General features: G+C 64.1%; 21 protein-coding genes. 11 read left to right on the top strand and 10 right to left on the bottom strand.

Annotation, left to right across the window (positions count from 1 at the left end):
- Positions 1–20: 20 nt before the first annotated feature.
- Together HHJ18_RS20285 and HHJ18_RS20280 are read right to left on the bottom strand one after the other, a co-directional pair.
- Entirely contained in the window at positions 21–980 is a 960-nt protein-coding gene (locus HHJ18_RS20285) for an ROK family protein (protein ID WP_296918258.1), read from the bottom strand.
- A gap of 21 nt (positions 981–1,001) precedes the next feature.
- Entirely contained in the window at positions 1,002–1,196 is a 195-nt protein-coding gene (locus HHJ18_RS20280) for a DUF2905 domain-containing protein (protein ID WP_296918256.1), read from the bottom strand.
- Between the two features lie 222 nt (positions 1,197–1,418).
- Here HHJ18_RS20280 and HHJ18_RS20275 point away from each other — a divergent pair, with 222 nt between their 5' ends.
- Positions 1,419–3,080 (top strand): L-lactate permease, encoded by a 1,662-nt coding sequence (locus tag HHJ18_RS20275; protein ID WP_296918254.1) that lies wholly within the window; start codon positions 1,419–1,421, stop codon positions 3,078–3,080.
- A 57-nt stretch (positions 3,081–3,137) separates the two neighbouring features.
- Here the strand turns inward: HHJ18_RS20275 and HHJ18_RS20270 are convergent, their stop codons facing one another.
- Positions 3,138–4,478, bottom strand: a complete 1,341-nt coding sequence (locus tag HHJ18_RS20270; RefSeq protein WP_296918252.1) for a sigma-54 dependent transcriptional regulator — start codon at positions 4,476–4,478, stop codon at positions 3,138–3,140.
- A 12-nt stretch (positions 4,479–4,490) separates the two neighbouring features.
- On the bottom strand, positions 4,491–5,795 hold the full coding sequence (locus HHJ18_RS20265; protein ID WP_296918250.1) for an acetate kinase: 1,305 nt from the start codon (positions 5,793–5,795) through the stop codon (positions 4,491–4,493).
- 633 nt (positions 5,796–6,428) lie between these two features.
- On the opposite strand from HHJ18_RS20265, the gene HHJ18_RS20260 reads away from it, so the two are divergent.
- The 4 genes from HHJ18_RS20260 (at position 6,429) to HHJ18_RS20245 (ending at position 9,327) form a co-directional block, all read left to right on the top strand.
- Positions 6,429–7,616, top strand: a complete 1,188-nt coding sequence (locus tag HHJ18_RS20260) for a hypothetical protein (protein ID WP_296918248.1) — start codon at positions 6,429–6,431, stop codon at positions 7,614–7,616.
- Between the two features lie 89 nt (positions 7,617–7,705).
- Positions 7,706–8,074 (top strand): hypothetical protein, encoded by a 369-nt coding sequence (locus HHJ18_RS20255; protein ID WP_296918246.1) that lies wholly within the window; start codon positions 7,706–7,708, stop codon positions 8,072–8,074.
- A 12-nt stretch (positions 8,075–8,086) separates the two neighbouring features.
- The gene (locus tag HHJ18_RS20250; RefSeq protein WP_296918244.1) at positions 8,087–8,773 is read left to right on the top strand and encodes a C39 family peptidase; all 687 of its coding nucleotides are present in this window, start codon (positions 8,087–8,089) and stop codon (positions 8,771–8,773) included.
- Positions 8,773–9,327, top strand: a complete 555-nt coding sequence (locus tag HHJ18_RS20245) for a hypothetical protein (RefSeq protein WP_296918242.1) — start codon at positions 8,773–8,775, stop codon at positions 9,325–9,327. The genes HHJ18_RS20250 and HHJ18_RS20245 overlap by 1 nt, the downstream gene beginning before the upstream one ends.
- Before the next feature lie 31 nt (positions 9,328–9,358).
- On the opposite strand, the gene HHJ18_RS20240 is transcribed toward HHJ18_RS20245, so the two are convergent.
- Entirely contained in the window at positions 9,359–10,582 is a 1,224-nt protein-coding gene (locus HHJ18_RS20240) for an SAM-dependent methyltransferase (protein WP_296918240.1), read from the bottom strand.
- Positions 10,583–10,667: 85 nt separating this feature from the next.
- On the opposite strand from HHJ18_RS20240, the gene HHJ18_RS20235 reads away from it, so the two are divergent.
- From HHJ18_RS20235 to HHJ18_RS20210, 6 genes are all read left to right on the top strand, one after another.
- Positions 10,668–11,435: an SDR family oxidoreductase gene (locus HHJ18_RS20235; protein ID WP_296918238.1), complete on the top strand. Its 768-nt coding sequence runs from the start codon at positions 10,668–10,670 to the stop codon at positions 11,433–11,435.
- A 60-nt stretch (positions 11,436–11,495) separates the two neighbouring features.
- Positions 11,496–11,867: a dihydroneopterin aldolase gene (locus HHJ18_RS20230; protein ID WP_296918236.1), complete on the top strand. Its 372-nt coding sequence runs from the start codon at positions 11,496–11,498 to the stop codon at positions 11,865–11,867.
- Between the two features lie 178 nt (positions 11,868–12,045).
- Positions 12,046–12,942 (top strand): tRNA 2-thiocytidine(32) synthetase TtcA, encoded by an 897-nt coding sequence (gene ttcA / locus HHJ18_RS20225; protein ID WP_296918234.1) that lies wholly within the window; start codon positions 12,046–12,048, stop codon positions 12,940–12,942.
- Between the two features lie 35 nt (positions 12,943–12,977).
- Positions 12,978–13,601: a DUF4136 domain-containing protein gene (locus tag HHJ18_RS20220; protein ID WP_296918232.1), complete on the top strand. Its 624-nt coding sequence runs from the start codon at positions 12,978–12,980 to the stop codon at positions 13,599–13,601.
- Between the two features lie 229 nt (positions 13,602–13,830).
- Positions 13,831–14,520, top strand: a complete 690-nt coding sequence (locus HHJ18_RS20215) for a histidine phosphatase family protein (RefSeq protein WP_296918230.1) — start codon at positions 13,831–13,833, stop codon at positions 14,518–14,520.
- A 23-nt stretch (positions 14,521–14,543) separates the two neighbouring features.
- The gene (locus tag HHJ18_RS20210; RefSeq protein WP_296918228.1) at positions 14,544–15,722 is read left to right on the top strand and encodes a DSD1 family PLP-dependent enzyme; all 1,179 of its coding nucleotides are present in this window, start codon (positions 14,544–14,546) and stop codon (positions 15,720–15,722) included.
- A gap of 179 nt (positions 15,723–15,901) precedes the next feature.
- Here HHJ18_RS20210 and HHJ18_RS20205 read toward each other — a convergent pair whose 3' ends face one another.
- From HHJ18_RS20205 to ruvA, 5 genes are read right to left on the bottom strand one after another with little or no spacing between them, the layout of a single operon-like run.
- Complete coding sequence (locus HHJ18_RS20205; protein WP_296918226.1) at positions 15,902–16,666, bottom strand: ABC transporter ATP-binding protein; 765 nt, start codon at positions 16,664–16,666, stop codon at positions 15,902–15,904.
- A gap of 4 nt (positions 16,667–16,670) precedes the next feature.
- Complete coding sequence (locus HHJ18_RS20200) at positions 16,671–17,897, bottom strand: FtsX-like permease family protein (protein ID WP_296918224.1); 1,227 nt, start codon at positions 17,895–17,897, stop codon at positions 16,671–16,673.
- Positions 17,898–17,913: 16 nt separating this feature from the next.
- Complete coding sequence (locus HHJ18_RS20195) at positions 17,914–19,212, bottom strand: efflux RND transporter periplasmic adaptor subunit (protein ID WP_296918222.1); 1,299 nt, start codon at positions 19,210–19,212, stop codon at positions 17,914–17,916.
- A gap of 32 nt (positions 19,213–19,244) precedes the next feature.
- Entirely contained in the window at positions 19,245–20,324 is a 1,080-nt protein-coding gene (gene ruvB, locus HHJ18_RS20190) for a Holliday junction branch migration DNA helicase RuvB (protein WP_296918219.1), read from the bottom strand.
- 15 nt (positions 20,325–20,339) lie between these two features.
- Positions 20,340–20,912 (bottom strand): Holliday junction branch migration protein RuvA, encoded by a 573-nt coding sequence (gene ruvA, locus HHJ18_RS20185; RefSeq protein WP_296918217.1) that lies wholly within the window; start codon positions 20,910–20,912, stop codon positions 20,340–20,342.
- Positions 20,913–20,991: the final 79 nt, after the last annotated feature.

Genomic DNA, 20,991 nt, shown 5'->3' with positions numbered 1-20,991 from the left:
ACACTCAGGACCGCACGGCGTCAACTCACCAGCGCCAACGCCCCCAGATCGCCGACGCGCTCGCCGAGGCCGGCGGGCACCAGTTCAAAGCCATCGGTCAATGACGGCAGCCTGCCGCCAATGTGCGACTGCAGGCGCGGCAGCAGGTAGTCGCGGTGGTGCCAGAACACGCTGCCGCCCAGACTGATGCGCTGCAAATCGAGCGTGACGACGACGTTGTACAGCGCCCGCCCCATGACCCGGCACAACTCGTCGACGATGACGACAGCGGCCGCGTCACCGGCTCGCGCCGCCGCCAGCACAGCGGCAGCATCTGGATAGCCGGCGCCGGCAAAACGCCGCGCGATCGCATTACCTGCCACCAGTCCTTCCAGGTCGCCCAAGTTGCCGCAGCCGCACAGCGCGTCCAGATAGTCGGGGCCGTCGCTGACAAACATATGTCCGGCATGGCCGGCGTTGCCGTGTTTGCCGCGCAGCACACGACCGTCAACGCACAGCCCCCAGCCGATACCGGTGCTCCAGGTTACGTAAGCGCAGTTGTCAATCCCCTGCAGCGCCCCCCAGCGGCGTTCGGCCTGCAGCGCGCCTATGCCGTCGTTTTCAATGCGCAAGCGGGTGCCAAACTTTTCGCGCAGCGGCGTCTCCAGCAAGGCGCTGGTCCATTGGTTGGGCAAGCCGCGCGCCGGCCCGGCCAGACCGCCGCAGATATTCGGGGCGGCCAGCTCGATCAGCCCGGCCTTTAGCACAAACGGGCCGCAGGACGACACGCCCACGGCCTCCAGCTCTTGTTCGCTAGCGCCAGCTTCTTCGCAGGCAGCCGCCAGCATGCGCAGGATCTGCAGCGCCACCGCGTCGGGCGCGCCGGTCTTGACAGTAGGCTCGGAGCGCCGCATCTGCAAGGGCGCGGGATGGGCTCCGTCCACAACCGACGCGAGGCTGACGGCTATTTTGGTTCCACCCAGGTCAACACAGGCTTTCATGGGCGTCCTTTTTCATGGGCTTCAGATAAATTTGGCGATCAGACTGGCCACAAAACTTAGAAGAATGGTGGTGGTGACCGGAATAAACCATTCGCGGCCAAACAGGCGGAAGCGAAAGTCGCCGGGCAATTTTCCAAGACCGAGTTTTTGCAGCAGCGGGCTGAACCAGCTGATGAAAATTAATGCGAGGAAAATGACGATGAACCAGCGGATCATCGCGCTAGTTTAGTGCTTGGCCGCTGGCAGCAACGCTCCAGCGAATGGCTAAAATTTGCGTTCGCCGCTTCGCCCCCCCCGCGTAGGAGCGGGCCTGACGCCAGGCTTGCAACGCGATTGAAAATGATTCATGCAGGGGCCCGGCAGCTTTCACGGGGGACCGCCGGGCCCTTGCCTACAATTTAGCGCTCCAATCGACCAACAACTCACCGGAGACAGCCAATGATCTGGCAGCAAATATACGACCCCTTCGGCAACATGATCATCTCCACTTTTCTGGCCGCCGTGCCAGTGGTGGTGATGCTGGTATGCCTCGGCTTTTTGCACATGAAAGCGCACCTGGCCGCTGGCCTCGGCTTGCTGGCGGCCGTAGTGGTAGCGGTGTTTGCCTACGGCATGCCGGCCGACATGGCGGGCCGCGCGGCGATGTACGGTGGCTTCACCGGCCTGCTGCCGATCGGCTGGATCGTGCTCAACATCATCTTTTTGCAGCAGCTGGCAGAACAAAATGGCAGCTTCAAGATCTTGCAGGACTCGCTCTCTGGCATCACCGAAGACCGCCGCCTGCAGTTGCTGCTGATTGCGTTTTGCTTCGGTGCTTTCTTCGAGGGCGCGGCGGGTTTCGGCACCCCGGTGGCGGTAACGGCAGGCATATTGATTGGACTGGGCTTCTCGCCGCTGGCGGCGTCCGGTCTGTCGCTGATCGCCAACACCGCGCCAGTGGCCTTTGGCGCGCTGGGCACGCCGGTCATTACGCTGGCCAAGGTGCACGGCTATGACCTGATGGAAGTCACCGCCATGATTGGCCGTCAGCTGCCTTTCTTCTCTCTGCTGGTGCCGTTCTGGCTGATCTGGGCCTTCGCCGGACGCAAGGCAATGGCAGAGATCTGGCCGGCCATTTTGGTGACCGGCCTGTCGTTCGCGATTCCGCAATACCTGGTGTCCAATTTCATCGGCCCCGAGCTGGTGGACATCATTGCCGCCATCGTTTCGATGGTCTCGCTGATCCTGTTTTTGCGCGTCTGGCAACCCAAAAAAATATGGACCTCACCGACCATGCGCGGGCGTGACATCAGCGCCGCCGAGGCCAAACCGCCGCGCGCGCCAGTGCGCCATTCGCGTGACGACCTGATACGCGCCTGGACGCCCTGGGCCATCCTGACCGTATTCGTCTTCATCTGGGGCCTGCCGCCTGTCAAGACCTTCCTCAACAGCATATTCGCGCCGTCATTCCCGATAGCGGGCCTGCACAACCTGATACAGAAAGTCCCGCCGGTGGTGCCCACGCCGCACCTGGAAACCGCGGTCTACACGCTCAACCTGCTGTCGGCCACCGGCACCGGCATTTTGCTGGCGGCCATCGTCGGCGCGCTGGTGATGAAGTACAACCCGATCGAGATCGTGCGCACCTTTTTCCGCACGTTGTGGCTGGTGCGCTATTCGCTGGTCACCATCGTGCTGATGCTCGGACTAGGCACGCTGACACGCTTTTCGGGCACCGACACCACGCTGGGCCTGGCGTTTGCCAACACCGGTGTGTTCTACCCCTTCTTCGGCACGCTGATGGGCTGGATCGGCGTGGCGATGACGGGCTCCGACACGGCGTCCAACGTTCTGTTTGGCGGCATGCAGCGTGTCGCCGCGGAGCAGCTCGGCTTAAGCCCCAACCTGATGGGCGCGGCCAATAGCTCGGGCGGCGTAATGGGCAAGATGATTGACGCCCAGTCCATCGTCGTCGCCTCCACGGCAACGCGCTGGTTTAACCACGAGGGCGACATCCTGCGCTATGTGTTCTTCCACTCGATCGCGCTGGCCTGCCTGGTCGGCCTGTACGTAACGATGCAAGCCTATGTCTGGCCGTTCACGCTGATGGTGGTTCACTAAGACGTCAGCATTGGCGGGGCTCGGCGAGGACCAGCAGCACGCACTGTGCGGCTGGTTTTACTCGCCGCCCGGCACCAGGCCATGCTTGTCCATCAGGCGGTACAGCGTCATGCGCGAAACGCCCAGTTCGCGCGCTGCACGGGTGATGTTGCGGCCGACCCGGCCGAGCGTCCGCGCAATCGCATCGCGCTCTGCCATGGTGCGCACCGCGTCCAGCCCGATGCCAACCGGCCCGCTGGCCATGATCAGCCCCAAATCCAGCGGTGTGATCAGGCGCTGGTCCGTCATCACGGTGGCACGCTGGACCCGGTTGCACAACTCGCGAACATTGCCTGGCCAGTCGTGCGACATCATCGCGGCCTCGGCTTGCCGGCTGAAGCCTTCCACCCGCCCATGCTGACCGGTTTTGCAGCGCTGCAGAAAAAACTGCGCCAGCACCGGCACGTCGGACAGGCGTTCGCGCAGCGGCGGCACCGTGATGGGCAAGACATTCAGGCGATAAAACAGGTCTTCCCGAAACCGGCCGGCGGCCACGGCCTCGGCCAGATCGACGTGCGAGGCCGCGACCACGCGCGCATCAACCGGCAGACTGCGCGTGGAGCCGACCCGATGAATGGTGCGCTCTTGCAGGAAGCGCAGCAGATTGGTCTGCAGCTCAAACGGCAGGTCGGCGATTTCGTCCAGGAAGATGGTGCCTCCGTTGGCAGCCTCAATAAAGCCCTGCTTGCCCGCCGTCGCCCCGGTGAACGCGCCGCGTTCGTGGCCAAACAGTTCTGAATGAATCAGCGCCGGCGCAATGGCCCCGCAGTTGACGTCAATGAACGGACCTGTGGCACGCCGCGAGCACTGGTGAATGGCACGCGCCGCGAGTTCCTTGCCACTGCCGCTTTCTCCACCGATGAGCACCGGGGCGTCGGTCGCGGCGACCTTGCGGATCTGCTGCTGCAAGCGCGCAATCGCCGTGCTGTTCCCAACCATTCCCATGCAGCCTGCGGCCTGCAGGATCGCCTCGTCGCGGCCGCGCAATTGGGCGCGGCGCAGGGCACGCCCCAGCATGAGGTCGAGCTCGCGCCAGTTGACCGGTTGCGTCTGGTAGTCAAAAAAGTAGCTCAGCACCAGCTCTCGCAGAATCGGCGATGCGAGGGCTTCGTTCTGGAAGACGCCAACCCATTCCACTCTGGACGAAAGACGTAAAAACGCCTCGACCTCACCCAGCCGCTCGGCAGGAAAATTCTTGAGAATCAGCACGCCAACCTGAACCGGCTGCTGCTTTTGAATGCGCCTGCCCGAGACCAGATCGGCTGCCGGCAACGCGTCCCAGCCACTGGCGAGTAAGGGGGCGACCAGCGCGGCGGGTGACTCCCCCAGACCCAAGCACAGAACCTTTGGAAACTCCATGATGACGCCTCTTTAGAACGACATGGGAATCCTGATGCTCACGGTGAGATCCGGCGTGTCGCGCGTGAGGCCGGCACCGACCGTGACGCTGAAGGCAGTCTTGTCGCTGTAGCGATACGAATAGCCCAGCAACAGGCTGGCCAGCTGGGTGCGCACGGAGCTTTGCACCGGCGCGCCGTTCTGACGCGTGCGGCCAACGGAGTTCAGATCAACGCCCATGCTGAACGACGATTTGTCGTTGAGCGCAAGCCCCATGCCGAAATTGATGCCAAAGATCCCGCCGGGCTCCACATCGCCGATGAACTCGCGCTCGCCATTGAGCACCACTCGGCTGATGCCGCTGCGCTTGAAGTTGTAGGTGTAGCTGACGCCGCCGAAGAACACCGCCGGATCGGACGGAAACAGCCAGGTCAGGCCCGGTTGCAGCGAGTAAAAGCCCGAGCCCGTCGGCAGGTCCAGCGGCAGGCCGGTGCCGGTGGTGTTGCCGACGCAGCGCGTGGCGCAGTCGGTCACCACATCGAACGGGTCTTTGCCGGTACGCGATTTGAAGCGCATTGATCCGATCAGGTAAGGCTTGTTGGCACCGCCTTCGTTAAGCTGGTAACGCGCTCCGAACTCCACGTCGCCCAGCGCCTTGCCGCTGGTACTGAAGACTCTTTCAGAAGCCGATCCGGTAAAAATTTCGCGGCTAATGGTCGAATCGGACCGGTACACGTAAGGTAGTTTGCCTTCCAGTTCCAGCCGATTGCTCAAGCCGTAGCGAAACGCCAAAGCGCCCGTCAGGGTGTTGCGCTTGACCTCGCGCACATCCACCAGCCCGATCAGCAGCGCCGGAATGATGGTGTAGCCCACCAAGGCAACCCGGTTGCTTGATGAATAGCTGTATTGCACCGAGGGCTCCAGCACGTACTTGCCCCGGGGCGTGAGAATTCCCGGCTGGTCGAACAGCGGCGCTACCGCCGGTGGCTGGGCCTCCGGAGCGCTGCCTACGCGCACGGCACGCTGGTTGGCGTCGGGCACGCTTGCTGTGGATGAACTCCGCGCAGAGGGCGGCAGGCCTTCAGTCCCCGTTACCGACCGCGGCTGCTGGTCCAGCGCACGCTGCAATTCGCGCTGACGCGCGTCCTGCTCTGCCACGGCCTGCTTGAGCGCTTCGATCTGTTTGGCCTGCTCGGACAGTTGCTGCTGCAAGCGCTCGATAGACCCGCCCGGGCCACTGTTTGCCGTTGCGTTTTGGGCGTGAGATGGCGTTGCAAGCGTGGTTAGCGCGGACCACGCCATGATGGCCAGCGGCCAGTTGTAACGATATCTATTCATGCCACCCTCCCTTTGAAGCTGCCACACGATATGTGACGATTCATTTCTTTTGCTTGCAGGTAGCGTAGGCCAAACGGGCAATTTGCGGCAAGTTGCAAGTTGCAAGTAAAAGTAAATCTACCTGCGCACAAAAGGTGCCCTGTAACAAACCTGATGCAGCGGGAGCTTTTAAACACTACAACCCGCAAATTTTCGTCTTGCTATTGCATCAAGGTGCGCTAGCCAGGTCTGCCGTTCCCGCAAGCTTGCGCAAGCTTGTGCATCCTGACGTCGATGTCACAAAGAAGTGACAGTTTCCCGGACAGCTGGTCAAGGCCTGCTGGGGTTGAAGCTGCGGCTCTGCGCGCAAGCCACGCGCGTGCGCTGTTTGCACGCCAGCCGCTGCTGGTACCGGCGCGCAAAGCTACGCCGCGCGTGTCAGGCAACTGTGACACTTCCCCCCGATTTGCCACCGCAAAACAGCCGCCGCGCTGAGCTGCCAGCAACGGCAATTGCGTTTTCTCCAATGATCTCAGGGCCTGGGCGTGCAGACGAATCAGCTGGCATCAAAGTTGCTAAATTGCCCTCGATTTGCGGTCACGCAATTCACCGAGGTCAGTTAAATTTGTTTGTTAATCCACTTCAGGAGGAATCATGAAAAAATCACTTTTGGCTTCGGCCATTGCCCTTGCATTCGGCTTCAGCGGTGCGGCGTTTGCGACCACCAACGACGTCGACCAGAACACTGCCATTGGCAGCAACACCAGCACGGCCACCAGCACAGAGACGAACACAATTACCCCTACCACCACAAGCATCGCCACCGACAACAGCACCAATAGAAATTCAGGTGCCGCCTCTGCCAACGCTGCGCGCTCGGCTGCGCTCAACAATGGCTCCACTGGAACCTTCACCAACGCCTTCAACGTGACTACGGCGACGGCCAGCAGCAGCCTCAGCGGCGTCGTGACTGGCAATGTCTTGGCCAACATTGGCAACACCGCCACCAACTCCGGCAGTGCCAACGGCGGCACCGGCAACGGCGGCACCGGTGGCAATGGCGGGGGTGCCTTGGCGGCCGGTCAGGGCAATGGCGGCGCCGGCGCCGCCGGCGTTGGCGGAGCCGGTGCGGCAGGCGGCAGCGCCTCCAACGGCGCTGTTCGCAATGGCACGGCTGCCATCGGTGTCGCTATCGCGGGCAGGGGCGCTGCCGGCACGGGCGGCGCCGCGTCCGGCAACAACTCAGGCGGCACAGCCAGGTCCCTGGGCGGCGACGGCGACGGCAGCGGCAACGCCAACAGCGGTAGTGCCAGCGGCGGCAACGCCAACGGCGGCAGTGGCGGCGCCTTGGCCGGCAATGGCGGCGGCGGCGGTGGTGGCGGCTTCGCATCCAGCAATGGCGGCGGCACCGGCGCAGGTGGTGCCGGCGGAGCCGGTGGGGCGGCGGCCAGCAATGGCGGCGGCGGCACGCGTACCGGCGGTGCAGGGGCAGGCGGTGCTGGCGGCGCGGCCACCAATAACAGCGTCGCCACCGGGGTTGCCAGCAATGGCAATAACACCGCCGGCAATGGCGGCGCCGGCGGCAGCGGCACGGGCGGCACCGGTGGCGCAGGCAACGGCGGCGTGAACACGGCTGTCGCTGGCTCGGGCGGGGACGGGCAAGGCGGCACCGGCGGTGCTGGCGGCGGCAATAGCGTCAACGCGGGGACTTTTAACATGTCCAACACCATGAACAGCGTCGGGCAATCGGCAGCCGGCATCATGATTGCCAGCCAAAACAGCGGCATCTCCTCGCTGGTTCAGCAAAGCGTGAACGTGCAGGCCAACCTGAACGTCCGCTAAGCCTCAGATCGACATCCCCCGTGGACCGGCTATCCCGGTACTGCGGTGGATGTCGGCGGGGTGCCCGTGCCTACCAAAGGGAGAACAACATGAAAGCATGCCGAATTTACGGGCTCGCCTGCGTGGCGCTAGCCCTGGCGTTACCAGCCCAAGTGATCGCGCAAACAGCACCAACGCCAGACGGCGGGGTGAACAGCGCCCTGCAAAGCACCGGCTTCGACAACCCGGTCGCGACTGCCACCCTGGCCGGATACCGCGGCGGCACGGAAGTCGTGCACAACGAAATGACGCTTGCCGGCACCACGGCCGGCAACACCGCCATTAACGTGGCGACGGGCAACAACACCATCAGCGCTGGTGCGTTTTCCAGCATGAGCGGGTTGCCGGTGGTGATCCAGAATTCTGGCGCCAACGTTCTGATCCAGAACGCAGTGATCTTGAATTTACAGATCAACTGAGCGGAGAGCAGCATGCGTCGCCTGCCATTGTTTCTGGCGCTCAGCGCGGCCCTGTTTGCGACTGCGGCCGGGGCGCAACCGGCCTTGCTGCCAGCCATGGGCGGCGGCGATGTGGTCATACCCGTCACCAGCATGCGGCAGGCGCGTCTGGCCAGCACGCTGTTGCAGCAATACGACTTCAGTTGCGGTTCAGCCGCCGTTGCCACGCTGCTGACCCACCATTACGGTTACCCGGTATCCGAGGCGACGGTCTTTGAACACATGTACCGCAACGGCGACCAGCAAAAAATCCGCCGCGAAGGGTTTTCGCTGCTCGACATGAAGCGATTTTTGCAAGCCCACGGCTTCGAAGCCGACGGCTTCGAGCAGCCGCTGGACAAACTGGCGGAGGCACGCGCACCCGCCATCGTGCTGATCAACGAGAACGGCTACCTGCATTTTGTCGTGGTCAAAGGGCTGCGCGGCGAGCGCGTGTTGATAGGCGATCCGGCCAACGGCACGCGCGCCGTGTCGCGCTCAGCCTTCCAGGCGAGCTGGCAAAGCGGCCTGCTGTTCGTCGTGCACAACCGCATGGATACTGCGCGCTTCAATCTGGCAGCCGACTGGCGAGCGGCACCCGCAGCACCGCTAACGGCTGGGGTCAACCGCGCTGACCTTACCGGCGTGACGCTGCCCAAGCACGGCCCGGGAGACTTCTGATGGCCCGGCGACCCCCCACACGCACCATGGCCAAGCGCAAGAGTTGGACTCTCGCTGTCCTGTGCGCCCTGCTGATGGCCGGTGCCAGCCACGCGCAGACCAGTCTCACGCAGTCCCAGCAGACACCACAGGAATCGATGTGGCTAACCGCCAGCGACCGCACGCTTGAACAACTGCGCGGGGGCTTCGACCTGGGCGCAGGTCTGGTCGTGTCCTTCGGCATCAGCCGCGCGGTCTACATCGACGGCCAGCTGATCACCTCGACTTCATTGCAGGTCGGCGACCTCAGCAGGCTGACACCCACGCAGGCGGCGGCATTGGGTCAGCAGATTGCAACGCAGACGCAGGTCGTGCAAAACGGCCCTGGCAATACGCTGGAGCCTGGCGCTGGAACAGTCCCGTTGACCACCTACATCCAGAACACGCTGAGCAACCAAACCATCCGCAACCAGACCGTAATTCAGGCCCACAGCAACGGCCTGAGCATGGTGAAAAATCTGAATTTGCAGTCAACGATCAATCAGGCCATCACCGACGCAGTCAGGAATCGCTAGGCCTTTTCGCCTGCTGTCCGTAACGTCAGCGCTACAGCGTATGCGTGCGGTCGCCCACGGCAAACCCCAAAGGCTGCCACGCGCTGCCATCCGGATTTTTGACGTCTTCCGTGGCAAAGGCGATGACCTTGAACAGCTCGCCCATTTCATGCTCGTTGACCAGCTTTTGCACCATGACGCGCTCTCCCAGGCTGGTGCTGTGCAGGTCGTCCATGCCGTCCAGCAGCCCGCAGTTGAGCAGAAAATGACCTTGGCTGGTGTAGCCCGCCACCGGCAAACCGGCGACCTGCCCGGCCACTGCAATGCCGGTGAAATTGACATGGGCCGTGATGTCCTTGCTGCCCACATCCACCAGCGCGTCGGCATCTGCCAGATGGCCGCGATGGCACATCAGCGTGCCCATGCTGCGCTGTGGGTGGTAGTACTCGTGCTCGGGAAAGCCATAGTCCAGCAGAAAGACCGCGCCCGTTTCAAGCCGGTCGGCCAGTGTGCGGATAAAGCCTTCGCCCTGTGGGTGAATTTCAGTCAGGTAGTCGTGTGTGCCTTCCACCTGCAGCGGCGGCCGCAGCTCGGTTGGCCGGTCGGCGTAGGTGAAGCGGCCTTGGTGCGTTTCACGACGGTCCGACCTTAGGGGAACACGCCCCGCATCAAACGGCAACGCATCAGGCGAAGTCGAAAGCGTGGGGGTCATGACTACGCCACGTTCATGCCAGACCCCGTCCAAGCGATTCAGCAATTTGACGGGCATCGCGTCCAGCACTTCATTGCCCAACACCACACCACGCATTTTTGCGGGCAACTCGCTGGCCCAATGCACTTTGCCGGCGTGAACTGCCAGCCGCTCGCGCTGGCGCTCGCGCAGGCTGCCCGACAGATCCACAATCGTGTAGCGCTTGACCAGCGGCCCGAGCGTGTCCAGCAACTGCAGCGCCAGTGCGCCCGAGCCCGCGCCAAATTCCCAGACTTCAGCCGTGCCAGAGGCCTGCAGCGCCTGCGCCACCTGGCGCGCCAGGGCGCGGCCAAAGCGCGGCGAGAGCTCGGGCGCGGTAACGAAATCGCTACCACCGCCTTTCACGCCCGCAGGCATCAGGCCAAACTTGCGTGAGTCGTTGGCGTAGTAACCCAGCTGCGGGGTGTACAGCGCCAGCGCCATGAAGGGGTCGAAGCCCAGCCAGCCGCCCGCGGCGTCAATGGCCTTGGCGATATGGGCAGACAGCTCGGTCGTTAAAATAAGCGAATGAGGATTGTTCGTCACGCCCGTGATTGTCGGCCTGATTGGCGACCATGCCCCATGGCCATCCTGCCCGGTAATTGCAAGCTTCCTCTCCACACCCCGCCCGATGACTGCCCAACCCTCTCAACCTGTCGTTCTCGTCACCGGCGCCGCCAAGCGGCTGGGCCGCGAAATTGCATTGGCACTCGCCGCTGGCGGCTGGCGGGTGGCGGTGCATTACCGTGACTCGGCCAACGATGCTATTAAAACAGTAGCTGACTGCGCCCTTCTTTCGGGGGCTGCAGCCGCTTTTGATGCAGATTTAGGGGATGAAGCGGCGGTTCGCGCGCTGCTGCCCCGCGTCGTCGCCCATTTTGGCCAGGTCGATGCCGTCGTCAACAATGCCTCGACCTTTGAGCACGACACGGCCGCCAGCTTTGGCTTTGCCAGCCTGGACAAGCACCTGCGCAGCAACACCGGCGCCGCCATCGTGCTGGCCCAGGCGCTGCATGCGCATGTGACCGCGCGCAACGCCAGCGGGGCCGTCGTCAATCTGCTGGACCAGAAGCTGTGGAACCAGAACCCGGATTTCTTCAGCTACACGCTGTCCAAGGCCGCGCTGGAAGCGGCCGGCACCATGCTGGCGCTGGCACTGGCGCCGCAGCTGCGCGTGGTCGGCGTGGCCCCCGGACTGACCCTGAGCAGTCATTTGCTGAGCGACGAACAATTTGCAGCGCGGCACCAGCTTTCGCCGCTGGGCCGCTCGTCAACGCCTGCCGATGTGGCGGCGACGGTGAAGTTTGCGCTTGAGAACACCTCCATCACCGGCACCACGCTGCTGGTCGATGGCGGGCAGCACCTGATGAAGTTCGAGCGCGACTTTTCGCTGATGTAAGCCATCGGCAAGCGCTAACAGACCCGACACCCGACACCCGACCTATTACAGACTGGCACCATGTTGAACACCCGGGGCACCCAAATTTTGCATCTCACCGGTTTGCGCTTTGACGCCAACCTGGGCATCCTGGCCCATGAGAAAACCGCGCCGCAGCCGATTCAGGTCGATGCCGAGCTGAATCTGGGCACACAGCCATTGCTGCCGCATGACGACGACATCAACCATGTACTGGACTACCGCAAGGTGCGCCAGATCATCATCACCGAATGCACCGCCGAGCACGCCAACCTGCTGGAAAGCCTGATCGGCAAGCTGGCGCACCGGCTGATACTGCTGCCGGGCGTGCTGGGCGTGCGGGTGAAGATTACAAAACTCGAAATTTTTAACGACTGCGAAGTAGCCATTCGCGTCGAGACAGGACAATGGTGACCCGATGCAAGTTGAAGAAATGAATGCGACTGCCGACGCTGCAAAAACGGAAAGCGCTGCATGCAAAGCAACAAGCGTGGGGACTTCATCTCCACCAGCCGGGGCCGCGGAAACGGCTTTGCCGGGCCGCAGGCGCAGCGCCCCCTCGGGGGGCAGCGAACCACACGCAGTGGGGAGCGTGGGGGCCATAAAACTCGAACGCGAAGACCACAAGCTGGAAAAGCGCCTGTGCCGCGAAGTCGGCCGGGCGATTGTGGACTTCAACATGATCGAAGAAGGCGACAAGGTGATGGTGTGCGTGTCAGGCGGCAAGGACAGCTACGCCATGCTCGACATTTTGCTGAAACTGCAAAAGCGCGCGCCGATCAGCTTCGAGCTGGTCGCCGTCAACCTGGACCAGAAGCAGCCAGGCTTTCCCGAGCATGTGCTGCCCGACTATTTAGGCAAGCTGGGCGTGCCGTATCACATTGAAAACCAGGACACCTACAGCATCGTCACCCGTGTGATTCCCGAGGGCAAGACGCTTTGCTCGCTGTGCTCACGGTTGCGCCGTGGCATTTTGTACCGGGTGGCGGGCGAACTCGGCGCGACCAAAATCGCGCTGGGCCATCACCGCGACGACATGCTGCAGACGTTTTTTCTGAACATGTTCTTTGCCGCCAAGCTCAAGGGCATGCCGCCCAAGCTGGTCAGCGACGACGGCAAGAACATCGTGATCCGCCCGATGGCCTACGTGCCTGAAAAAGATCTGATCCGCTGGGCCCAGGTGCGTGACTTCCCCATCATTCCGTGCTCACTCTGCGGCAGCCAGGAAAACCTGCAGCGCAAGCAGGTCGGCAACCTGCTGCGCGACTGGCAAAAGCAATACCCTGGACGTGTTGAAAACATGTTCTCGGCGCTGCAAAACATCGTGCCCTCGCACCTGATGGACCGCCAGCGCCATGATTTCAAAAACATCCGGGCGACCGGCGTTGCCGATGCGCAAGGCGACAAGGCTTTTGATGCCGAAGAATTCAGCGAACCGGCCATGGCCATGGCCCCCGGTCTTTCCGCCATCGGAATTCATGTTCTCTAGTCCCGTTTGTTAAACAAAATAACCCTGGAGTCCGTATGAAACGAGCGCTCGCAGCTATTTTTTCAATAGCATTTATGGGAATTTTCATGGCTGGCTGCTCCACGGTACGGCTGGTCGACAGCGACGTCACGGCGTTTTCGCGCTGGAGCGCCGCCCCACCGGGGCCAGGCACCGCCTACCGCTTTGAGCGCCTGCCGTCGCAGCAGTCGGTGGGCAACCAGCAAGATCTGGTGGAAGGGCTGGCACGCACTGCGCTGGCCAAGGTGGGGATGGAATTCAATGCGCCGGTGGCGCGCTACAGCGTGCAGGTGCTCCTCAACAACCAGCGCGTCGATCGCTCGCCTTACGACGGCGGTGTCGACGGATTTGGCGGTTTCGGCTTCGGCGGACCCGGCGTTTTTCTGGGCGGCGGCAACCGGGGCGCTGCGTTCGGCCTGTCGTTTCCGCTGCGCTTTTCAGAGCCCTATTACAAGCGCGAGTTGAGCATTTTCATGCGCGACCTGAGTAGCAACCAGGTGGTCTTTGAAAGCCGCGCATTGCACGACGGCGTGTGGAATGACACGCTGGCGGTGCTGCCCGCCATGCTGGATTCCGCACTGCGCGGCTTTCCGCAGCCGCCGCCGGGCACGCGTCGCATCAACGTTGAAATACCGCGTTAGGGATGTGGCCCCCACGTTCGCTCACTGCGTGTAGCTCTCTGCCCCCCGAGGGGGCTAATTTCCTTTGGGGCGGCCCGGCGGGAAATTGTTGCCCCCCACGTTCGCTCACTGCGTGTAGCTCTCTGCCCCCCGAGGGGGCTGGCCTTGCTTGGGGCGGCCCGGCGCGGCGGCCGATGGCCGTCACGCCTTTCACCGCGTGTAATGCGCTTCCCCTTGCGAAACTAGCCCGATGATTGAAGCGACCCGCATCATTGCCATTCGCCATGGCGAAACCACCTGGAATGTGGACACCCGCATTCAAGGCCAGCTTGACATTCCGCTTAACAGCACGGGCCGCCGCCAGGCTGAGCGCATGGCGCAGGCCCTGGGTGATGAGCCGATCACGGCGATTTACGCCAGCGACCTGCGCCGCGCCTGGGAGACGGCTCAGTACCTTGGGCGTGCGCTGGATATACCGATCACCAAGGAAGAAGGGCTGCGCGAACGCGGCTTTGGCGACTTCGAAGGCAAGACCTTTGCCGAGATAGAAGTCCTGCTGCCAGAACAGTCGCTGCGCTGGCGCAAGCGCGACCCGGAATTTGCCCCGGCCGGCGGCGAGTCCCTGCTGGCGCTGCGCAGCCGCGTCGTAAGCGCCGCCGAACGGCTGGCCGCCGAACACCCGGGCGAGCTGATTGCGCTGGTCGGCCACGGCGGCGTGATGGACGTGCTGTACCGCGCCGCGACCCGGCTGGACCTGCAGGCGCCACGCACCTGGGCGCTTGGCAACACGGCCATCAACCGCCTGCTCTGGAGCCCCCAGGGCTTCACGCTGGTCGGCTGGGCCGACACCCAGCATCTGGATGACGAAGCCCGGGACGACGCTGTCGATGACAATCGCTTGGCAGACGAATCTGCGCGCGGCGCTGTTAACACCCGATGATGCATCCGGACAAGCTACTTTCCATGACCACCTTGCCACTCCATTTGGCCGAACTGATGGGCAAACCCGTCAACGACATCGACACCCCGGCTCTGGTGATTGACCTCGATGCGATGAAGCGCAACATCGGCCGCCTGGCCGAATTTGCCAAAAAACACAACATCCGCTGGCGCCCCCACGCCAAGATGCACAAGAGCGCTGCGCTGGCCAGGATGCAGATCAAGGCCGGCGCAGTCGGCGTGTGCGTGCAAAAAACCGCCGAAGCCGAAGCCATGGTGGCCGGCGCTGTTTACAACGTCTACATCAGCAACCAGGTGATTGCACCCGCCAAGCTTGCCCGCGTGGCGGCGCTCACGCAACGGGTGGCGGCGCACGGCGGGCAGATCGCCATTGCGGTGGACAGCCTGGAGGGCGTGAGCCGGCTGGCCCAAGCCATGACCGAGGCCCGCACCAGCCCCAGGGAAGACAGCGGCGCGGCGCCCGCGGCCACGGTGATCGACGTGTTTGTGGAAATCGACGTCGGCCAGGGCCGCTGCGGCGTAACCCCCGGTCCTGCAGCCGTCACGCTGGCGCTGGAGATCCGCAAACACCCGGCCCTGCGCTTCGCCGGCTTGCAGGCTTACCACGGCGGGGCGCAGCATGTGCGCAGTGCGCTTGATCGGCAGGCGGCCATCGCCCAGGTGGTGGCCGCAGTGCGGCGGACACGCCAGCTGATTGCGGAGCAAGGCATGACGGTGGGCCTGGTGACCGGCGCCGGCACCGGCACGTTTGCGCTGGAAACGGCCAGCGGCGTTTATGGCGAGCTGCAGGCGGGCTCTTTCCTCTTCATGGACCGCGACTATGCCGCCAACGAGCGCGACTCGGCACAGCCGGTTTTTGAGCATGCGCTGTTTGTCAAAAGCCAGGTCATGAGCGTCTGCGCCAGCCACGCGGTGGTGGACGCGGGGCATAAAAGCCATGCGATCGATTCGGGCCTGCCGGCCGTGCACGGACTGGCGCTGGACTATGCCAACGGCGGCGACGAACACGGCATCCTGCGCGGCGCGGTGCTGCCGGAACTCGGCGAAGCTGTGTGGCTGATACCGGGTCACTGTGACCCCACCGTCAACCTGCACGACTTCATGGTGGGGGTGCGTGGCGGCTTGCAGCACGGCACAGTCGAGCAGATCATCCGGGTGGATGCCCGGGGCGCGTTGAGCTGACTGAGTAGATTGCGTTGACTGCACCAGGCTTGAGGGCTTTTTGGCAGGAAAATTTGAAGTGGCTCCGGACGTCCCCCTCTCGCCTCAAACGTTAAACAAGCCACCCCTCGCAAACCAACCGCTATCATTTAAGGAGCTGCTGGCGCCCGCTCCACCTGGGCTAGAGGCATAAAACACCCCTAAACAGCCGGCAAACCCGCCCCACCCTGCCCCCCGGCAATCGGCTCATCCCGGGCGATGCGCCCATCGATCAACTCTACCAGCCGGTCGCAGCGCGCTGCCAGGCGCGGGTCGTGCGTCACCACCACAAATGAAATGCCGCGCTCGGCGTGCATGCGTCGCAACTGCACAAACACTTCGTCGGACGAGGCGGTATCGAGGTTGCCGGTGGGCTCGTCGGCCAGCACCAGCGGCGGCTCTTGCACCAGCGCGCGCGCGATTGCCACGCGCTGCTGCATGCCGCCCGACAGCTCGGCCGGGCGCTTGTCCATGGCGCTCGCCAGGCCGACGGCGGCCAGCAGTTCGCGCGCGTGTTCGCGCTGCCGGCTGCTGACGCGGCCTTCCCGCAGCAAGGCCGGCATGGTGACGTTTTCCAGCGCCGTGAAAGCCGGCAGCAGGTGATGAAACTGGAACACAAAGCCCAGCGTGCTGCGCCGGCGCATGGTCAGCGCGGCGTCGTCCAGCCCCTCTACCCCTTCGCCGCGCAGCTGGTAGCGGCCCGACGTCATGGGTTCGAGCAGGCCGATGATGTTGAGCAGGGTGCTTTTGCCGGAGCCCGAAGGCCCGATCAGTGCGATGAACTCGCCCGGGTCCACGCGCAGCGACACGCCGTGCAGCACCTCGGCCTGATTGGGCTGCCCGATGTTGTAGCTCTTGCGCACATCGCTCAACTCTAGCAATGCGCCGGACTCGGTGCTCTTGCGCGAATCAGTGTTCTGGCTCATCGCGCTAGATCCTGATGGCTTGCGCCGGGTCCATGGCGGCGGCGCGGCGTGCCGGGGCAATGGCAGCCAGCACGCCGCAAACGGTGGCGATCAGCGCCACTTGCCAGGCCGTCGTCCACGGCAGCCTGATCACGAACAGCGGCAAGCCGTCGGCGCCGCGCACAAAGGCCATGAACAGCCAGATCATGACTATCGCCAGCAAAATTCCCAACAGCGAGCCGAGCGCGCCCACCACCGCGCCCTGCACCAGGAAAAGCCGCAAGATCTGACCGCGCGTGGCGCCCATGGCGCGCAGGATGCCGATCTCGCGGCGCTTTTGCACCACCGACACCACCAGCACGCTGGCGATGCCCAGCACCACCACGACCAGCACCACGCCGCGTATCAGCGCCGTGCTGACCGACTGGGCGTTGAGCGCGGACACCAGTTGGGCGTTGCTCTCCTGCCAGCTTTCAATCTTGTAGGGAAACTGGCGGCGTAAATCCTGCGCCAGCGTCTGCGCTGACCAGACATCCTTCACTGTCAAATCCAGGCTGGTGGCACCGCCCGGCAGGGCCAGCAAACTCTGGGCAGAGCGCAGCGGCACGATGACGGTGCGGCGGTTCAGGTCCTTCACACCCAGGTCGACCAGCGCCGTGACGCGCAGCGCCTCGGTAACGGTGCCCGTTTGCACCGTCAGGCGGTCGCCCACGCGCACGCCCAGGTCGGCCGCCAGTTCACGGCCGACAATGGCCTCGCCAGGCGACAGGCGCGCGCTGCCGCTGACGACCTTGCTGCGCAGGCCGACGACGCGGTCATAGCGGTCGAGTTCCACGCCGGTCAGCGCGATGGCCTGCGTGGCCTCGCCGCGCAGAGCCAAGCCGGCACCCGACACCATGGGCGAGACGCCTGCGATGGCGGGCAGCTCTTCGAGCAGCGGCAGCAAGGCCTGCCAGTTGGCGACCGCGCGCAGGCGCTGCGCGCGCGGCTGTAGTTCGGTCAGCGTGGTGCTGCCCGGCGCCAAAAGCGCTGCGGGCGTCACGACGTCGTCAGGCGCGCGCACCGTGATATGGGCCTGGGCGCCCAGCGTCTTGGTCAGCGTGCTGCTTTGCAGGCCGCTGATCAGCGCCGAGATATAGGCGACGACGGCGACGCCGGCAGCCACGCCGACGATAATGAGCAGGGTTTGCATGCGCCCCTCGCGCAAAAAACGCAGCGCCACGCGAAATTCAAAGCCAAGCCAGGATGACATGCTGGGTCTGCGCCCTTCAGCGCCCCATGGCGTTGGTCAGGGCCGAGCCGGCCTCTGCCCCTTGCACCCCTGCGACCCCCGTCCCGCCCCGCGTGGCTGACTTGCCCGGCTGCCAGGGCACGGTCTGTGTCCTGACCCGGCTACCGGCCTTGACCTGGCCGCCCAGCAACACCAGATCACCGGCGCTCAGGCCTTGCAGCACTTCTGCCGCGTCCAGCGTGCGCAGGCCCAGGCGCACGGCCTGCACCTGCGCCCGGCCATCGCGCGCCACCAGCACCGTCGCGGAACCGTCGCCCGCCTGCGTGCGCAGCGCGCTTAGCGGCAGGGCCAGAGCCTGCTCGCGCCTGGCCGTTTCCAGCTCGACGGACAGCGTCATGTCCTCGCGCAAAAAGGCCGGTGGCTGCTGTTCCAGCGCAAATTTAAGCTCAATCGCGCCGCGCTGGGCATCAACGGCAGGCGCGATCGACATCACCCGGGCGGCAAAACGCTGCCCGGCAAAGGCATCGGCCAGCACCGCCGCCTGCTGGCCCACCTGCAGCTGGTCAAGAAAACGCTCGTCAACCTGCGCGCTCAGCTGCGTCGGGCCCGCCAGCGCCAGGCTGAGCAAAGCCTTGCCCGGCTGCACGATCTGCCCAGGCTCGACCTGGCGCGACAACACCCGCGCATCGGCCGGTGCCGATACCGCCGCCTGCACCAGCCGGGCCTGGGCCGCCTGCGTGGCGGCACGGCCCAGCGCCAGCAGCGCCTGGGCCTGCACCACATCGGTTCCGGCATCGGCATTGGCCTGTATCTGCGCCCTGGCAGCGGCCTGCTGCGCGCTGGCCACTTCGACGGCCCGCTGCACGTCATCGAGCCGCGACGCACTGACAAAGCCCTGCGCCACCAGTTGTTGCGTGCGTGCCAGTTCAGCCTGCGCAGCCTTCAACGTCGAGTCGGCCTGCGCCAGACCGGCCTTGGCGCTGCTTCTGCCGCTGCTGCGCAGCCCGGCAATGCGCGCGGCCGCCTGCTGCTCGGCGGCCACAGCCTGCGCCAACGCGGCGCGCAGCTCGTCGGACTCAAGCCGGACCAGCAGCTCGCCCTTGCGCACCTGCGCCCCTTCCGACACCAGCACCTGCGCCACGCGCCCGGTGACGGTGCTGCCGACATCGACGCGCGACAAGGTCGCCACGCGCGCGGAAAACTGCAGCGTACGCAGCAGCGGCGCCGGGCGCAACTCCAGCGCATCGAGGCGCGGGGCGCGCAGCGTCAGCCAGCCCAGCAGCGCCAAAGCAATCAAAGCGAGCACGCCCGCGACCCAAAGCCAGCGACGTTTCATGCGAAGGCTCTCGGGCGGGTCATGTGGTTTTTTCAGATTCCTGGCGTGAACAGGCCAAGGCCGGCATCGGCCTGCGGCGGCGCGACGCCGAGGTGCCGGTAGGCCGCCAGCGTGGCGATGCGGCCGCGCGGCGTGCGTTGCAAAAAGCCCTGCTGGATCAGGTAGGGCTCGATCACGTCTTCAATCGTGCCCGGCTCCTCGCCAATGCTGGCGGCGATATTGTCCAGCCCGACCGGGCCGCCGTCGAAACGGTGAATCACCGCCTCCAACAGCTTGCGGTCCATCAGGTCAAAGCCCTGCGGGTCGACGTCGAGCATGGCGAGCGCCTTGTTGGCTATGTCCAGCGTGATCTGGCCGCTGCCCTTGACGTCGGCGTAATCGCGCACGCGGCGCAGCAGCCGGTTGGCAATGCGCGGCGTGCCGCGCGAACGCCGCGCAATCTCAAAACCGCCGGCCACGTCGGTCGGCACGTTGAGCAACCCCGCGCTGCGCTTGACGATGCGCGCCAGCTCTTCGGGCGTGTAAAACTCCAGCCGCGCCACGATGCCAAAACGGTCACGCAGCGGATTGGTCAGCATGCCGGCGCGCGTGGTGGCGCCGACCAGCGTGAAAGGCTGCAAATCAAGCTTGATGGAGCGCGCCGCCGGGCCTTCGCCGATCATGATGTCGATCTGGTAGTCCTCCAGCGCGGGATAGAGGATTTCCTCGACCACTGGGCTCAGGCGGTGAATCTCGTCGATGAACAGAACGTCATTTTTTTCAAGATTGGTCAGCAAGGCCGCCAGGTCTTTTGGTTTTTCAAGTACCGGGCCCGAGGTTTGACGCATGTTGACGCCCAGTTCGTGCGCAATGATGTGCGATAGCGTGGTTTTGCCCAGTCCGGGCGGGCCGAACAGCAACACATGGTCGAGTGCCTCGCTGCGCTTTTTGGCGGCGCCAATAAAGATTTCAAGCTGCTCGCGCGCCTTGGTCTGGCCGACATAGTCGTCAAACAGCTTGGGCCGCAGCGCGCGTTCAATCGCCTCTTCCTTAGGCGAGGCAGGCGCGGCCGACATGATGCGCCGGGCCGGCGGCAGGTCGGACATGTCGAAGTCGTCGGTCTGGATGCTCATGGTTGTTGCGTCATGCTATTTGGCCAGCGCTTTCAGCGCCAGCTTGATGCCGTCGCTGACCCCCACCTCCTTGGGCAAGGCTTTCAGCGCCAGGGCAGCGTCGCGGTCGCTGTAGCCCAGCGCAACCAGCGCCTGCAGGATGTCGGACTGCATGTCATTGGCAACGCTAACGTGCGCACCAATGTCGGCGCCCAGCTTGCCCTTGAGTTCTAGCAGCAGACGTTCGGCGGTTTTTTTGCCGATGCCGGGCACCTTGATAATGCGGCCGGCTTCCTGGGTGGTGACGGCCTGGGCCAGTTCTTGCACGCTCATGCCGCTGAGCACGCTGAGCGCGGTGCGCGGGCCGACGCCCGATATCTTGATGAGCTGGCGGAACGCTGCGCGCTCGGCCGTGCTGCCAAAGCCGTAAAGAATCTGCGCGTCCTCGCGCACCACAAAATGCGTGAACAGGCTGACTTTTTCACCCAGCCCTGGCAGGTTGTAAAACGTGCTCATGGGCACCAGCACTTCATAACCGACGCCATGGCAGTCCAGCAGGATTTCAGGCGGATTTTTTTCGGCCAGCTGGCCAGTGAGTCTTCCTATCATGCGCAAATCTTAGCAGTCGGCGCACGGCCGCCGTTTAGGCCGACAATTGGCTTTCTTCCCGCTGTCTTAACGTTTTCTG

The sequence above is a fragment of the Polaromonas sp. genome, assembly GCF_012927455.1.
Lineage (GTDB): Bacteria > Pseudomonadota > Gammaproteobacteria > Burkholderiales > Burkholderiaceae_C > Polaromonas.
Note: the sequence above shows the minus strand (reverse complement) of the source record. Positions and strands in the feature narration are given on the sequence as shown.

Coding starts and splice junctions, on each gene's coding strand:
- HHJ18_RS20285 (WP_296918258.1), bottom strand. CDS start 980: ATGAAAGCCTGTGTTGACCTGGGTGGAACCAAAATAGCCGTCAGCCTC.
- HHJ18_RS20280 (WP_296918256.1), bottom strand. CDS start 1,196: ATGATCCGCTGGTTCATCGTCATTTTCCTCGCATTAATTTTCATCAGC.
- HHJ18_RS20275 (WP_296918254.1), top strand. CDS start 1,419: ATGATCTGGCAGCAAATATACGACCCCTTCGGCAACATGATCATCTCC.
- HHJ18_RS20270 (WP_296918252.1), bottom strand. CDS start 4,478: ATGGAGTTTCCAAAGGTTCTGTGCTTGGGTCTGGGGGAGTCACCCGCC.
- HHJ18_RS20265 (WP_296918250.1), bottom strand. CDS start 5,795: ATGAATAGATATCGTTACAACTGGCCGCTGGCCATCATGGCGTGGTCC.
- HHJ18_RS20260 (WP_296918248.1), top strand. CDS start 6,429: ATGAAAAAATCACTTTTGGCTTCGGCCATTGCCCTTGCATTCGGCTTC.
- HHJ18_RS20255 (WP_296918246.1), top strand. CDS start 7,706: ATGAAAGCATGCCGAATTTACGGGCTCGCCTGCGTGGCGCTAGCCCTG.
- HHJ18_RS20250 (WP_296918244.1), top strand. CDS start 8,087: ATGCGTCGCCTGCCATTGTTTCTGGCGCTCAGCGCGGCCCTGTTTGCG.
- HHJ18_RS20245 (WP_296918242.1), top strand. CDS start 8,773: ATGGCCCGGCGACCCCCCACACGCACCATGGCCAAGCGCAAGAGTTGG.
- HHJ18_RS20235 (WP_296918238.1), top strand. CDS start 10,668: ATGACTGCCCAACCCTCTCAACCTGTCGTTCTCGTCACCGGCGCCGCC.
- HHJ18_RS20230 (WP_296918236.1), top strand. CDS start 11,496: ATGTTGAACACCCGGGGCACCCAAATTTTGCATCTCACCGGTTTGCGC.
- HHJ18_RS20220 (WP_296918232.1), top strand. CDS start 12,978: ATGAAACGAGCGCTCGCAGCTATTTTTTCAATAGCATTTATGGGAATT.
- HHJ18_RS20215 (WP_296918230.1), top strand. CDS start 13,831: ATGATTGAAGCGACCCGCATCATTGCCATTCGCCATGGCGAAACCACC.
- HHJ18_RS20210 (WP_296918228.1), top strand. CDS start 14,544: ATGACCACCTTGCCACTCCATTTGGCCGAACTGATGGGCAAACCCGTC.
- HHJ18_RS20205 (WP_296918226.1), bottom strand. CDS start 16,666: ATGAGCCAGAACACTGATTCGCGCAAGAGCACCGAGTCCGGCGCATTG.
- HHJ18_RS20200 (WP_296918224.1), bottom strand. CDS start 17,897: ATGTCATCCTGGCTTGGCTTTGAATTTCGCGTGGCGCTGCGTTTTTTG.
- HHJ18_RS20195 (WP_296918222.1), bottom strand. CDS start 19,212: ATGAAACGTCGCTGGCTTTGGGTCGCGGGCGTGCTCGCTTTGATTGCT.
- ruvB (WP_296918219.1), bottom strand. CDS start 20,324: ATGAGCATCCAGACCGACGACTTCGACATGTCCGACCTGCCGCCGGCC.
- ruvA (WP_296918217.1), bottom strand. CDS start 20,912: ATGATAGGAAGACTCACTGGCCAGCTGGCCGAAAAAAATCCGCCTGAA.